General features: G+C 60.4%; 12 protein-coding genes. 1 reads left to right on the plus strand and 11 read right to left on the minus strand.

Translation table 11 applies throughout. The features are described from left to right. The 5 genes from VGP39_RS15370 to VGP39_RS15390 all read right to left on the minus strand — a co-directional run. A partial coding sequence (locus tag VGP39_RS15370) for an aminotransferase class V-fold PLP-dependent enzyme (protein WP_327568960.1) occupies window positions 1-527 on the minus strand: 527 nt, incomplete at its 3' end. Between the two features lie 59 nt (window positions 528-586). After that, window positions 587-853, minus strand: coding sequence for a hypothetical protein (locus tag VGP39_RS15375; protein WP_327568961.1), 267 nt, complete (start codon window positions 851-853; stop codon window positions 587-589). A gap of 58 nt (window positions 854-911) precedes the next feature. Then, a complete protein-coding gene (locus VGP39_RS15380; RefSeq protein WP_327568962.1) occupies window positions 912-1,976 on the minus strand; it encodes a S1/P1 nuclease in 1,065 nt (354 codons plus the stop codon). A gap of 134 nt (window positions 1,977-2,110) precedes the next feature. Further along, the gene (locus VGP39_RS15385; protein WP_327568963.1) at window positions 2,111-2,836 is read right to left on the minus strand and encodes a thermonuclease family protein; all 726 of its coding nucleotides are present in this window, start codon (window positions 2,834-2,836) and stop codon (window positions 2,111-2,113) included. 254 nt (window positions 2,837-3,090) lie between these two features. Beyond that, window positions 3,091-4,827, minus strand: a complete 1,737-nt coding sequence (locus VGP39_RS15390; protein WP_327568964.1) for a hypothetical protein — start codon at window positions 4,825-4,827, stop codon at window positions 3,091-3,093. A gap of 345 nt (window positions 4,828-5,172) precedes the next feature. Here VGP39_RS15390 and VGP39_RS15395 point away from each other — a divergent pair, with 345 nt between their 5' ends. Then, complete coding sequence (locus VGP39_RS15395) at window positions 5,173-6,036, plus strand: caspase family protein (protein WP_327568965.1); 864 nt, start codon at window positions 5,173-5,175, stop codon at window positions 6,034-6,036. 194 nt (window positions 6,037-6,230) lie between these two features. On the opposite strand, the gene VGP39_RS15400 is transcribed toward VGP39_RS15395, so the two are convergent. The 6 genes from VGP39_RS15400 to VGP39_RS15425 all read right to left on the minus strand — a co-directional run bounded on the left by VGP39_RS15400 (window position 6,231) and on the right by VGP39_RS15425 (window position 13,621). Continuing rightward, complete coding sequence (locus tag VGP39_RS15400; RefSeq protein ID WP_327568966.1) at window positions 6,231-7,124, minus strand: phytanoyl-CoA dioxygenase family protein; 894 nt, start codon at window positions 7,122-7,124, stop codon at window positions 6,231-6,233. A gap of 33 nt (window positions 7,125-7,157) precedes the next feature. Continuing rightward, on the minus strand, window positions 7,158-8,048 hold the full coding sequence (locus VGP39_RS15405) for an efflux RND transporter periplasmic adaptor subunit (RefSeq protein ID WP_327568967.1): 891 nt from the start codon (window positions 8,046-8,048) through the stop codon (window positions 7,158-7,160). Between the two features lie 204 nt (window positions 8,049-8,252). Beyond that, window positions 8,253-10,154 carry an AsmA family protein gene (locus VGP39_RS15410; protein WP_327568968.1) on the minus strand — a complete coding sequence of 634 codons (1,902 nt, stop codon included), beginning with the start codon at window positions 10,152-10,154 and terminating at the stop codon, window positions 8,253-8,255. A gap of 104 nt (window positions 10,155-10,258) precedes the next feature. Further along, on the minus strand, window positions 10,259-10,483 hold the full coding sequence (locus tag VGP39_RS15415) for a hypothetical protein (RefSeq protein WP_327568969.1): 225 nt from the start codon (window positions 10,481-10,483) through the stop codon (window positions 10,259-10,261). 253 nt (window positions 10,484-10,736) lie between these two features. Continuing rightward, a complete protein-coding gene (locus VGP39_RS15420) occupies window positions 10,737-12,437 on the minus strand; it encodes a hypothetical protein (protein ID WP_327568970.1) in 1,701 nt (566 codons plus the stop codon). Between the two features lie 575 nt (window positions 12,438-13,012). Next, window positions 13,013-13,621: a CHAT domain-containing protein gene (locus VGP39_RS15425; RefSeq protein WP_327568971.1), complete on the minus strand. Its 609-nt coding sequence runs from the start codon at window positions 13,619-13,621 to the stop codon at window positions 13,013-13,015. Window positions 13,622-13,893 lie beyond the last annotated feature (272 nt).

Genomic DNA, 13,893 nt, shown 5'->3' on the forward strand with positions numbered 1-13,893 from the left:
GAGGCCACCGCATCGACCATGAACAGCGCCGGATGGCCCGCGGCCTTGATCGCCTTGCCGATCGCTTCGATGTCGTTGAAGGCGCCCGACGCGGTGTCAACCTGCACCGCAAGGATCGCCTTGATTTGATGATCCGTATCGAGCCTCAGCCGCGCCTCGACTTCTGCCGGGCGTATCGAGCGCCGCCAGTCGCCCTTCAGCACCTCGACCTCGGCGCCCATCGCGGCCGCGGCGTTGCCCCAGCCGATGGCGAAGCGGCCGCTTTCCAGCACCAGGACCTTGTCGCCGCGTGACAGCACGTTGCTCAATGCCGATTCCCACGCGCCGTGGCCGTTGGCGATGTGGATGTAGGAACGGCCTTCGGTGGCAAACAGCTTTGAGAGATCGCGCAGCAGGCTGTCGGTCAGCTCCACCATCTGATCGGAATAGATGTCCAGCGCGGGGCGATGCATCGCCCGCAGCACTTCGTCGGGCATATTGGTGGGCCCGGGGATTGCCAGAAACTCCCGGCCCGCGCGAACGACCATTGTTGTTTCCTTGTTCGACCTTAAGGACCGGCCATGGATGCAGGGAAAGGCTGCGAAATTCAACCCGTCCGGCCGTTATTTTCCCAGCAGACGACGTCGCGTTGGTCGCCGATCAGGCCGGCATTGATCGCATCGCCGGGGATGCCCTGGCCGGTCAGCGTCACCATCGGAAGGTTGACGAGTCCCTTCTGAGGCTCGTGATGGGTCCAGAGCGCTGGCAACACGATATAGCCGAGGAGGCCATCGGCGGCGGCTACGATCAGCGCGGCAAATGCGATGCGCCGGCCGCGCCTATGGGGTGCCGGCGGATGCGTGCCTTCTCCCATGTGCCATTCTCGCGGTTTCAGTCCGAGAGGTCCGCACGGCTCCGGCGCGACGGACAGGTCATTTCGGTTCGAAAATTGCCGCGAGCAGCGCCGCGAGACGGAAGCCCGCCTTTTGAATCTGCTCGCGTGCCCGCTGGCTCGCCCAATTGGCGTAGTCCGGGGTGATATACGTCTTCCAAACGCACGCGTTGTCGTGTTCCGGATCTCTGCCCTTGAACTCGATCCTGAGTTCGTTGTGAGCCGCCGCGGCGAGCGGCAGCATTTCCGTCGCCCATTGCTGCGCCCAGGTTTCCGGATCGTCCGCAGTCTGCCAGCCGGCAGGAGCCTTGGCGGCCAGGAGCCGGGCGAAATCCTGCTCCGCACCCGCCAGTCCCGCCGCCCGCATGGCGTCGTTGACGGTATTGCCGTCCCAATACAGATGGAGATGCTCATTAGGCGGGGCGGCCGGATCCGGCGCGAGCGCGACAAGTTTGATCGCATTGCCTCCGGCCGTCGAAGCGACGTCCTTTACTCCGTTGGGAAACTTAGTCGGATCCGTCGGATCCTTGACCTCTGTGCATGTATCTTTATCGAAATAGATTCCACCGACGTGGAGCGGCTGGTGAATATCTCCGACGAGATGCGCCAGCAACCACACCGCTTCGGCGTCCGTCAGCTTTACCGTATCGTCGATGTGCGGCGATTTTCCGCGCAACTGCGCGACCGAATAGTTGATCATTTTCACGACGTCTTTTGGTGTCGTGCCCGGGTTGCCGGCGACATATTTCGTCTGCTGAATCGGAACGTCGGTGAAGTGATAGTCGCCGCTTCGCTTGTTATTGGCGGCGAAAGCCTTCTCCTCATTGGACGGCGTACGTCCGCAAAAGGGAACGTTTTTTGTTTTCGCGCAATCAGGGAACACTGCGACTTGGCTGAGGGTGCGTTCAAGCGGCTTGTCATCCGCGTCCTTGGTGGCAAGCAGCGCTTTCACCTTGCCGTACGCCGTTGGATGGTGGGCGCTCATCACCATGTCCGCGATTGCGCCGACCATGCGATGACCGGGATAATCCCAGGCCATTGTAGGCGATGTCACGGCGACAAGTGTAGCGGCGCTGAGCAGCGTTGCCCGAATTGCGTTCAGCATGGCGTAACCCCCACCCGATTAAACCGGTACGAGAAAAGTAGCCGAATAAAGGTTATGCGCGAGTGCGCCATTTCGTCGCCGCGCCGGGATTCTCGCTCGCATTCAAGCGTCTTCGCAATGCGAGAAGAAATATCCTAGCGTTTCGTCTCGCGGCAGCCCGCGGCTTCGGCGTCGTCGACCGAGCAGAACCAGCGCGTGCCCTTAGCGACATTCATCTGGATCTTTGCGTACCAGCGGCTGGTCGGCTTGTGATAGATGCATTCGCCGGACCGGTTGACGTTACCCTTGATGGTGCAGTCGGGCGAGGGCGCGACCGGACCCGACGCCGACGCCAGCAGGATCGCCTTGGCGGTGTCAGGCGGCCTGGTGGCGCCCAGTATGGCGGTTTTCTTGTTGCGGACGCGCCAGTCCCATGGCGCGATGAATGCGCCTTGCCACATGCCGGCCTTGGCCTCGCGTGCGGCTTTTTCGTCGGCGTCATAGTCACGCGAGAAGCGGACATAGGACAGCGCCCATCCGTTCTTCACCATCCATTTCTGGACGTCCTCGCCATCGACCTCGCACCTGGCCACCGTCCGGCCGCGGCGGTCGACCTGGCGGGTGTGACAAATCCAGGTCTTGCCGCCGGCATGGCGGATGAGTTCTTCGCGCGCGGCGACGCCGCAGGTCCAGCGCTCGCCCTTGGTGTTAAGGCAAAGCTGGTCCGATGACGGCGCGTCGATGCCGCCAAGGCGGATTCGGGTGCTGCCGATCGTCACCTGATCGCCGTCGCGGATTTTTGGAACGCCGGTGACGTCGGCCGCGCTGGCAAGCGCAGGCAGCAACAACAGCGGAATAGGAAGCAGTAATTTCTTGAGCATCATCGGCAATCCCGGCACAGAATCATTCCAATATATCTGCAGATTGTGCTGATATTTTGAGCAGCGTACCAGCGCGGGGCGCGGCCTCCACACTCAACTTAACGCGATGATGGGAAAACGTGCCCCGGACGCAGCGCAGCGCCCTTGCGGTGCGCTGCAGAGCCGGGGCCCATGACGCACAAAGAAACTAAGTGTGGGTCCCGGTTCGGCGAAGCAGCGCTGCGCGCTGCATCGCGCCCGACACACGATGTCTGCTAGGACGCGCCCTTCTGCATCATCGCGCGGCGCGCCTGCGCCAAGCCCATCAGCACGAATGCGGAGGTGACCTCGGGTCCACCGACCAGAATCCGCGTCGGCGTCTTCATCTTGTTCCACTCATAGGCCTTGAAGGGCCCGCGCCGTCCGCCCTCGCCGAGATGGCTGACGATGCAATGCAGCGCCGGTGTAAAGCTCGCCGCTTCCGCGCCGAGATGACCAAGTGAGATCAGCGCAAGCGCTGCGTCGAAGGCGTTCATCTCGGAAGTGAGAAGTTCCTCCCGGACATAGCCGAGCACGCGGCCGCGGATCAGAGCCAAGGCGCCGTCGGGGTCGATCGCCTCTCGCGCCGCGCTGGGCAACGCGGAGAATGCCGCGTAGCAGCGGCCGAAATAGGCGCAATACAGTTCGGGCAGATAGTAGATATGCGACCGCGGGTCGGTGAAGGCGCCACTTGCCACCAGCCGCCGCTGGAAATCGATGATCTTTCGCAGCGTCTGGAGCCGCCGCGGGGTCTCGACGACCCGCCATCGCGCGCAATTGCGGAAACTGACTTCGAGGATGTCGAGATTGAGGGTCGGATCGAGGTCGTTGCCGAACGGGCGTTGGCCGGCGAGGTTGTCGATCCAGGTGACGACGCCGCCGGCGTAGTCGATGTGGTCATTGAGCGGCACAGTCACACGCGGCTCGTTGACGCCGGGGCCGACCTGATAGCCGGCATAGAAATCGAGCAGCGGCTGATCGAGGATCGGATTGGTTGAGCCGGCCTGTGTCGCGGCGGAGAACGAACATGCGGTGGTGTCGCAATCCGGCACGTAGATGCCGAAGCCGAGATCCTGCTTGATCTGGGCGAAGAAACGGCTGAAGCGCGGGTGTGGCGGCGGCGCAAGGGCCGTGATCACGCTGACCATGCTGCCGTCCAGCGCGCGCACGTCCTCACGGCTGGTGGTGAGGCAGAAATCGACCATGTCGGAAATCGCGCGGCGTGACGATGCAAGCTCCGCCGGCGATGCCAGGCCGGTTTCGGCAAAGCTCAGCAGCGCTTCGGTAAAGAATGCGTCGTAATAGGCCGAGCGATGGCGGATCTGGATCGGCTGCCACATCGGCTCGGCAATTCCGCGCCATGGCGGATTGATCAATTCGCCGGCGGGCGAGCGCGCGATGAAAATCCGCGCCAGGTTGAACAGCAGCGTCGAGTTCTTGTAGCCGCGCGAATTGAGGCCGGTGAGCGCCATCAGGCATTCCCTGCCGCGCACATCGGGATCGCCGATCAGGTTGAAGGCGGCATAGGTCGGAATGAATCCGTTGCTGCTGAAGGATCGCAGCAGATGCGCGCCGCAAATGCGAATGATTTTTTCGAGTTCCGCCAGTCCGGGCGCGTGCCCGGTCCCGGGCGCGGATTTTGGCTTGGGATGCCGCAGGCGGATGGTATCCAGCAACTCCGCCACCGGCTGGCCTACAGCGGCCCAATCCGGCGATGCATCGTCACGCGCATGCGTCAGGGCATTTCGCAGCGCCTCGAACCGCGACGGCTGGCGCAACTCGGGCAGGCCCGCGTGCCGCAGTAGCGGGCGCAGCGCCGGGTTTCCGAGCGCGGTCCTGTAGAATTTTGCCAGATGCGGGTCGCCCCCATTGGGGTGCAACAGCAGGCCGTCGCACAGATCGTATAAAGACGGGCCGTCCTTTGGGAACGTCAGCGCACGATAGGCAGCACTGGCGAAGTATTGCAGGGTCATGAGGGTTTTCCCGTGCCGAAACTGCCGCGCGTCCCGTCAGGTTTGGCCACCGCGCGTTACGGCGGCCTGCGTTCTCAACCTGCAAGTCATTGAAAAATTGCACGAATAGCCGACGAATACAAATCCGGCCGGAATTCAGGGCGGCATGGCCCTTGCTACGGCCCTTGCAATAGATAGCAAGGAGACTGGGGTTGTCCTGCACGCCCTGGCAGATTAGTGCTTCCTGTGTTGCGATGCCGCAAATCGAGCACAATTGATCGGCACATGGTCCGGCAACCCCTCAAACCTATTTGACGATGGCGCGACTAACAGGCGCGTCCGCGTGCCGATCAGGAACGAAACCGCATGAATGTACAGCAGCTTAGCGTTTCCCGCCGCTCGCTCGCCATCGCCGCCGCCCTGGTCGGCATGGTGTCGCTGGCGATCGGCGCCCATGCTGCGCTGAACAAGCGGGCGCTGGATACGGCCAAGGCCGCCGAGGCGCTCGGCAGCCAGGGGGCGACGAAGCCGTCGCGGCTCGCGCTGGTGATCGGCAACGGACACTACCCCGACGCCAACGCGCCGTTGACCCAGCCTATCAACGATGCGCGGGCGCTGACCGCGGCACTTCGGCGCGAAGGCTTTGACGTCGATGTCGTGGAAGACGCCGGCAAGGACGACATCAACCGTGCCGTGGATCGCCTGCAGGCCAGGATCAATCCAGAATCCGTGGTGATGCTGTTCTTCGGCGGATACGGCGTTCAGGCCGGCCGCGAGAGTTACATGATCCCGGTCGATGCGACGATCTGGACGGAATCCGACGTCCGGCGCCAAGGCGTCAGCGTTGAGTCGGTGCTGGGCACGATCACGGAGAAGGGCGCGCGCGCCAAGATCGCCATCATCGATGCGTCCAGGCGCAATCCCTACGAGCGCCGCTTCCGCGCGTTTTCACACGGCCTCGCGCCGATCAATGCGCCTGACAACGCGCTGATCCTGTCGTCGGCCACGCCGGGCAAGGTCGCCGACGATTCCGCCGGTCCGAACAGCGCGCTGGTGACCGAACTGCTGAATAACATCGGTTCGAAGGCGGCCGGCGCCGAAGCCGTCTTCAGCAACACGCGAATTGCGGTGGCGCGCGCGTCCGATGGCAAGCAGGTGCCGTCGGTGTCGTCGTCACTGCGCGAAGACCTTCACTTCGCCGACGCCGCTGACAAAAAGGCCGGCAGCTAGTCTAGGGCGCGATGCTTTTAGGTCGAAGCGGCTCCTTCGCCTCTCCCCTGCGGGGAGAGGTGAGTTGAGCGTCGTGGCGACTCGGCTTAAACCCATCATGCTTTAGTCGAATTCCGTCATTTCCGGCGAAGCGACGAACCCGGAACGACAGCTGCTATTCATATCCCCGCTTGCGATTACCGGACGCACCGCCCTCAAGAGGCGCTTCGCTTCAGCACGACATCGCCTTGCGCCTGCAGCAATCGCTTGGGGTGAACGCCGTCGACATGCCCCATGAACGGCGGATGGATCGAATAGCCGATCAGTTCGCGGGCGCGCTCCGGCAATTTTTGCGCGAGGTCAGCGGGAACCGCCAGGCTCATGTTCTCGAGCTGCCGCACCCAGCCGGCGCAATACTGCGGCGTAATGATCAAACGCGGCCGCTCCGACCGATTGGCGCCGCCCCGGTGCCAGAGCGTACCCTTCGCGATCGCAAGCGATCCGGCTGGCATCGTCATCTTTACGGCATCAGGGCGGTTGCCGGGATCGCGATCGGGTGTTGGCGTTGTCCTGGTGGTGAAGTCGGCGGGCTTCGTCGCTCCCTCGACGATCTGCTCGTCCCACAGATGGCTTCCCGGAATGACTTCGGTGCTTCCGTTCAATTCCGTTGTATCGTCGATCGCCCAGAATGCGCTGATGCCAAGGGCCGGGCGTGGCCGGGGCATTTTGGCGCCGCCGTCGTCAAAATGCCAGGGCTGCGCGGTTTCGCCGGGATGCAGGTTGATCGCAAGCAGAGCCGACAGCAGGCAGCTTTGTCCCAGTTCGGCTTCGGCAAAAGCCAGCGCCAAGGGATGAATCGCGAGGTCTGCGAAGTGTGGCGACTTCGCCAACAAGGCATACACGCGGTTGGTCTTCAGGCCCTCGAAATCGTTGCGGCCGGTGAGGTCGCGCGCGAGGAACGGCGCCAGCGCCGCCCGGATTTCGGCAACGCTATCCGGGGAAAGAACACGTTCGAAGATAAGGTAGCCGCGGGAATCGAAATCTTCCCGCCACGACGCGAATGTTCGTCCCTGCAACCAGGGTGACGCCAGCTCGATCGTTGTTGGCATTGGCTTGCTCTCCCTCTCGCAAAACACTCCGCGCTACTTTGCGTCTGGGCTGGCGGTGATCGGCCGCACCGGGTCGCCCTCGCGGAGCAGCGCTCCGGCCCGCGCCACCACGATGTCGCCCTCGACCAGTCCCTCGCGGATTTCCACTTGCCCCGCCGACATCAATCCAACTTCGACGCGACGGGTTTCGACCCGGTCACGCCGCACCACCTGAACTACCGTGCCGCCGCTGCCGTAGAGGATGGCGGTGAGCGGCACCGAGACGCCGCAGCTTTGGCCGGTCTTGATCATCGCGCGGCCGGAGGAATTGACCAGCAGGCGCCGGGTCGAGGCCAGCGCGACAAAGACCTGACCCAACTGACTGTTGGGTTCGACGGTCGCAGCGACCCGGCGAACTTTGCCGTCCACTTCGCCGGCGCCGATGATCTTGACCCGGGCAGACTGGTTGACAGCCAGCTTCGACAGGTCGCGCACCGGCACCAGGCCGACCAGATCGAATTCGCTTCGTGGGATGATGCTGAACAGCGCCTCGCCCTTGCCCGATGCCGTTGCTCCGATCACGGCCGTCGAGGAACTGACGAGGCCGGCGACCGGGGCCTGGACCAGGATGATTCCGCCTTCGGGCAGGTTAAGCCGGGCCAGCGTTTGACCGGCGATTACGATCTCTCCGGCGTCCACCAGCACGTCGGCGACTTTCAAGCCTTGCCGGTCCGGCCGAACCATCGCCTCCTCTTTTGGGATCAGGATTCCGGAAACCTCGACGATCGCGGCAAAGCATTGTTTCGCCGCCTTGAGGACCGTGACGGCCGCGCCTTTCGGGGTGTTGGTATCCTCGGCGGCCAGACATGGCTGGGAAGCGAGGCAAAACCCGGTCACCACTACGGCTAGTGTCCGGGGAAGACCGCGCATGGCGAGATGGCCCATCGACATTCAATCCAGTTTAGATCATCGATATCAGATGGCTGGCGCCCGAGCCAAGCATCGTGCCCCGGACGCAGCGCAGTGCGCCACACTTTGCGGCGTGGTGCGCTGCAGAGCCGGGGCCCAGGCTTCATGTATCGTGCTCGTGGGTCCCGGCTCTGCGGAGCAGCGTGAAGAACGCTGCACCGCGTCCGGGACACGATGCCTTCAGCGCCCGAACAGCTGCTTCATGATGCTGTCCATCGGCGTCTCCCGGTCGGGCGGAGGCGGCTTGAGTTGATCCTGCGGCGAAGCGGGGGCCGTGCTGCGGCTGCCCAATCCCTGCTGAAGCAGGTTTCCCAAGGTTTCGCCGAGCGTGCCGGACAGAGCACCGCCGCTACCAATGCCGCCGCCCGGGCCGAACAGGCCCTTGCCCATCTCCTTGAGTTTTGCATAAGCCGCATCTGGATTGTCCAGCATACCGGCAACTTCAGGATAGATGCGCGGCTCGGCCCATGGGCCCTCAATCACGACGGGAATGCCGAGCCCGACCGGATTTGCGGCGCTGCCCTGCCCCTCGGTGGTCATCACCAGTTTCGGTTCGACCCGGAACGCCAGCGTCTTCGCGGACAGATCCACGGTGCCGGCGCCGGTCATGTGCACCAATGGGCCGATCAGCGTGAGATCGTTCGTAGTGGCCTGCCCCTGCTCGGCGCGGAACGAGGCGCTAAGCTGTGTAAGATCGGTGGTCTGATCGCGGCCTTGCTGCCATCCCGACAACGTGCCTGACGTGAGGGAGCGGATCATCCTGGCGATGTTGAGGTCGCGGATCGCGCCGTCCTGGAACAGAACGAAAGCCGTTCCGCTCAAGGCCGACACGATCGCGCGCTGGCTGGCGCCGCTGGAACGGAACGCGAGCTTGGCCTGCATCTTGCCGTCGATCTTGTCGAAGTCGGCGAGGCCAGTGAGGAGCGGCAGCGCGCGGACGCCGGCAACATCGCTGCGCAGGATGTAGTTCGGATTATTCCCCGACACATCGATGGTCAATTCGCCGTCGGCCTCGCCGCCGTAGACGCCGAGATGCGAGAATTGCGCCTTCAGTACGCCGCCGGCGAGCGCGGCATCCAGCGCCGCCGGCGCGAAGCGTGCGTCGCCGACATTGAGTTCGGCCGCCGACATTCTGATCTCGGCATCGACATAGTTCAATCCGGTAAGGTTGATCGGCTCGTTGCTCCAGGGTTTTCCCGGCTGCGCCGCCGCGGGCCGGCCACGGAATGAGGTGCCGAGATTGAGCCGGTGGAAGTCGAGGTCGACTTTTACCACGGGCTTGCTGGCAAGATCGGCGGAAGCCCAGCCGTTGAATTGCACGCCGTCCAGCGTGCCGCTCAAACCGTTGATCGCGAGCAGCGGGCCGTTGATTCGCACCTGCGCCTTGGCGGACAGCGACCGTCCGATCAGGCCGGGCGAATCCAGCGCCAGCTCGACCGCAACATTTTGCCGCTGCAATGAACCGGCGGGCAGCGCCGCCTTGACGGCGAACTTCAGCGGGTGCTCGCCCACGCGCGCGTTGCCCGCAAAACTGATGCTTCGGTCCGATGCGATCATGGCGTTGGCGTCGATGCCGTCGATGCGGCTTTCCACGCGGCCGCGCAGGTTGGTGAAGACCACGGCACCATCAGCGATTCTTATATGATCGATGCTGAAATCTTTCGCGGCAGCGTCGCCGGGCGCGGTCGCCGGCCTGGCGGAGTTGTCGATGCGCGCATCGCGCTCGCGTCGCAGCGGGACATACAGAACCGGCTTGTTGATCACGAGTTCGCTGACTTGCGGATGTCCGGATAGCGCGCTTGGCAAGGCAAGCTCGGCTTGCACGCTGGCGATGGTGAGGCGGCTGTCGGAATCGCGGGCCTTGGGATCCTGCACGATGATGTCGTTCAGCGTCACGTTCAGCGAGGGCCAGATGCCGAGCCTCGTCGCGCCGGACACGGCGATCCGGTAGCCGGTTTCGCGCTCGACCCGATCCTGGATCGCCTGCGTCATGAAGCCCGACGGAATCCCGATCATCAGCAGCAAGGCTGCGACAACGATCACGGCCAGGACGGTGGCGCCGGCGATTTTCAATGCTCTCATCACGATATTCCAAGCTGCTCTCGCAACCTATTAGACTCGCCACAGAATTGTGCCGATCAGGAGGATTAACGTAAGCAAGCCAACTACAGCTAAGTGAACCGCATTCAAATTGAAATTAGCTGTAATTTTGTGTCGGTTGCTTGACGCAACATTTCGCGCTGCAACTGCTCGGCACTTAGTACCTCCGCATGAGCCAACCATTTGTCTGGCGACAGATGGTCAGTTGCAATCATACGCCTCCATACGGTGTAGCCCTCTGGAAAGCCTATGAATATTACTTTATTTCGAGAGATACCTGCAGTCGCTCGAAATCCAGCCAGAACGATCATTCGACCTTCTGCCGTTGCGGCGGGGGGGTTAGCTCATCCGCGGGCCTCCCAATGGACGACCCACATCCTGACGTCATCGAGCGGGTGGCGAGCGGGGTACGTTCGAATCGGCGGCGCCAGTTGATACCAACGACAACTGCCATACTCAGCGGCGCCGGCAGGACAGCCTATGAGATATCCACATTACGCTAGGCGTCGATAAGACCGGCGTACCACAATTACGGTCTCATAGCCGAAGCCAAGCTGTAGCAAATCACTTACTGAAGCCATCCTCGTCCTCAAAAATGTGCTTGCGCAAAGAATCCCCAGTAGGTTCGTCGGGCACTAATCGTAAACCATCACGTAGGAGTCTTATTTTATCTTCTTGGTTTCCCACTTTCGACTCTATATCAGCTAGCACCTTAATAGAATTCAATTTTATAAAAATATCTTCGCTGCGGTGCGCAAGGCGAACGGACTCCAAAGCAGTTGCGTGGGCGCGAATCATGTCATTCTGCACTGTCATCAGTCGCGCATATTTCGATAGTACGCTCGCCTCATTGTCCAAATTGCCAGAATTTCGTGCACGCTGAAGTTGGCCATCCAGAATTTGCTCGGCCGTCACTGCGTCTATCGGGGACTTGCCTTCCTTCCTTTCTAAGCTGCGAATCAAGAAGTCTGCTTTTCGCGAATCCACCACGCGAAGCGCGCTCTTCCATTTGAGAAACTTTGCCGTTGCATCTAATTTTTCAAGTAAATTTGCCCCGGCAGACGAGAGTTTTGCCAAGTCGAATTTTTCAACGGTCAATTCAAACAAATGGCGATCGTCTAGAATAAAAGCCGCTTTGTAGCATTTTTCCATTTTGAGCAAATGCCTTCTCGCCTCGGCAAACATGCGTAACTTCTTATGCAAGATAACCAACTGGTGGTGAAAATGGCCTTTGCTATGCATATCTTCTGTTAGATCTAACCCGCGTTTCACATGAGCAATTCCTTCCGTTAAACGCCCACTAGCGCAAAGAGCGTAGCCGAACTGCCGCAAAGTCCCCGTCAAGTTCCCCTTCGAATCATGTTTTAAGCGGCCAGCAAGGAGGATGATGAGTTCACGATATCTGTTTTGCGCGTCAAGTACTTCCGTCGCCTTGATGACAAGCGCTGGCTGGAGCGCGCTCGATAAGGAACTGTCTCTGTCCCAACCGTTAGGAAAAAACAATTCAATCAGCTTAGAAATCGCGAGGTATTCACCGAGACGTACCGCCACCGCCATCCAGAGTTTGCTATCGAAGACCTTCCAAGCTTCGTCGTGTCTGTTAGCACGCGCATACTGATAGCAGATCTCAAAGATCGGTTCCGCTTCTTCTAATGACAATAGCTCAACCGACTCGGGTATAGATTGAAGGAAGTTTCTGATGCGATCAGCGACGCCAGCCTTGTCTGTAAGCCGAGAATATGCGTACAGCCGAACGATTGGATGGAGATCGAAGAGCCGCTGATTGCGGTTGGTCCAAAGAAAACCACGATCGACAAGGCGGCCTACTCGTCGCCAAAACTCAGACATATCGTCTACGGCCAGCACGGCTATCGCTGCATCAAAAGAGGTGGCACCGCGGAATGCTGAAAGCATAGTAAGAAAGGACTTGTCGGAGCTATTCAGTGCATCGAAGGCAGCTTGCAATATGTGGTTGCTTCGCTGCATTAACGAATCGATAACTGAGTCGTCTTCGTCCGTGAGCGCCAAATAGCTGTTCTCGGGGTCGGCGAGCAAACCGGCAGCAAGCCGCAGAGCCAAGGGATGTCCGGCGTACCTCTTTGCGACCCGGACCAACTTATCTTGATCGATGCCAAGTACTTCTTTTTCAAGAAACTCTACCGCCTCTTCGTCAGTGAGGCCCGTCAACCGGATTTCTTTAACACCAGCGAGGTTGTCGAGTTCCTTGGGTAGGAGCCGTGATGTAATGAGGATTTTTGAGCCCATGCCAGGGATTGACGCTACGTCCGTAAGAAACCTAGCCAACCGCTCGTCCGCACAAAAACGTACAGAATCCTCGGGTTTCTCATCGCGATGCGGTTGATCGCAGCTCGAAAATCCAAGTAGCTGCCTTTCTAATCCGTCTAGGACAACGATGCCCCGACGCCTTTGCATGGCGCGGGTAATTGTCTCAATAGATGGCTTCGAACTTGAGGTCGAACTGACAAAATACTCATGGGCTATACGGAGGAATGAGGTGAAGTTCGGGCCAGGCTCGTAAAAGCTGTACCAAAGAATAGCCTCTGGTTCTTCGTCCGTTGCGACCCAGGCGTTGGTGTCGACCCCAGTTCTTCGGAGATCGTAGTGGAGCCAAAGCCAAGCCAAAGAACTCTTACCCATTCCCCCGAGTTCGACGATCGCGCATACTCGCTCCGTGGCCGAGTGCCACCATGCCGTGAGCAATTCGCGATTGGCACTGCGCCCGACGAAATTTCGAGCAAGTGGATATGCCGGAAGATATAAGGGGTCAGGCGCGATAACTTTGTAGTCCCCCCCGTCGCGCGGCTCCTCGCCGACGGGGGCTACCGAGGGGGGAGAAGCAGCACTGACGCAGCTGGGACACCCGCTCTCTCAACTAGCACTGGAAGTTCAGCGCCGGACAAACCCTGCAGAACTAAATAGTTCTTTGCAAGCTCGAAGGCCGTCTTCACGTTCCTTCGCTCGCCTAGGGTTTCGTACAACGACTTAGCGAAAGCGATAGCAGTTTCGTCCGGAATGGCACTGTCCATCCCAATGACGGCATCCACGTGCTGGGCGAGCGCGGTGGCCTGCGACTCGCTGTAGCACGCATTCAGAACGATCAACCGAGTATTTTCGCCTGCAAGTTTGAAGAGCTCTGCGATAGCTTTTGAATCGGCTTCAACTCCTTTTCCCGACTGATCCTCAAAGACGAGGGTTCCATTAGGCGATCCGTGGCCGCTAAAATGCACGATCGTAGGATTTTGCTTTAGAATGAGCCGTTGAATTGAGTCGAGTCGGACTGCATGTTCTTCTGAAAACGTGAATTGCTCGCGTGTCGAAGCCGCCTCCAACGCCTCCTTGATCCTTGTAGACTCGGCTCCAAGACGAAGGCGGGTCTCGTCAGAAGGATTGGCGGCAAGGAAGAGAATCTTAATCAGCCGGTTACTCATAGTTGATCAGCCCCCGCGCGTTGTCTGTGAACAACACAACTAGGCTAACGAGTCCGCCAGGCTTGCGCAATTCCGTTACGTCAAAAAACGTTGGGACGGGCAGAGAGTTACTCAAGGAACTACATCGAAATCGTTTGACCAATCCGTGGTCTGGCCTCGCCCATATCTCATGCCAGTAGATGGCCGTCAGTTTGCCGTAAGCCGCAGCCCGGCGGTGGATATGGAATTGGTCACATCTTAGAAATCAATCGCGGCGACAACGATTCTAGCGG

Source organism: Bradyrhizobium sp. (genome assembly GCF_036009065.1).
Lineage (GTDB): Bacteria > Pseudomonadota > Alphaproteobacteria > Rhizobiales > Xanthobacteraceae > Bradyrhizobium.

What these genes read in the sequence shown, in the direction of transcription:
- VGP39_RS15415 (WP_327568969.1), bottom strand. Translation starts at nt 10,483, where the DNA reads ATGATCGTTCTGGCTGGATTTCGAGCGACTGCAGGTATCTCTCGAAAT.
- VGP39_RS15385 (WP_327568963.1), bottom strand. Translation starts at nt 2,836, where the DNA reads ATGCTCAAGAAATTACTGCTTCCTATTCCGCTGTTGTTGCTGCCTGCG.
- VGP39_RS15425 (WP_327568971.1), bottom strand. Translation starts at nt 13,621, where the DNA reads ATGAGTAACCGGCTGATTAAGATTCTCTTCCTTGCCGCCAATCCTTCT.
- VGP39_RS15405 (WP_327568967.1), bottom strand. Translation starts at nt 8,048, where the DNA reads ATGGGCCATCTCGCCATGCGCGGTCTTCCCCGGACACTAGCCGTAGTG.
- VGP39_RS15395 (WP_327568965.1), top strand. Translation starts at nt 5,173, where the DNA reads ATGAATGTACAGCAGCTTAGCGTTTCCCGCCGCTCGCTCGCCATCGCC.
- VGP39_RS15380 (WP_327568962.1), bottom strand. Translation starts at nt 1,976, where the DNA reads ATGCTGAACGCAATTCGGGCAACGCTGCTCAGCGCCGCTACACTTGTC.
- VGP39_RS15420 (WP_327568970.1), bottom strand. Translation starts at nt 12,437, where the DNA reads ATGGGCTCAAAAATCCTCATTACATCACGGCTCCTACCCAAGGAACTC.
- VGP39_RS15390 (WP_327568964.1), bottom strand. Translation starts at nt 4,827, where the DNA reads ATGACCCTGCAATACTTCGCCAGTGCTGCCTATCGTGCGCTGACGTTC.
- VGP39_RS15375 (WP_327568961.1), bottom strand. Translation starts at nt 853, where the DNA reads ATGGGAGAAGGCACGCATCCGCCGGCACCCCATAGGCGCGGCCGGCGC.
- VGP39_RS15400 (WP_327568966.1), bottom strand. Translation starts at nt 7,124, where the DNA reads ATGCCAACAACGATCGAGCTGGCGTCACCCTGGTTGCAGGGACGAACA.
- VGP39_RS15410 (WP_327568968.1), bottom strand. Translation starts at nt 10,154, where the DNA reads ATGAGAGCATTGAAAATCGCCGGCGCCACCGTCCTGGCCGTGATCGTT.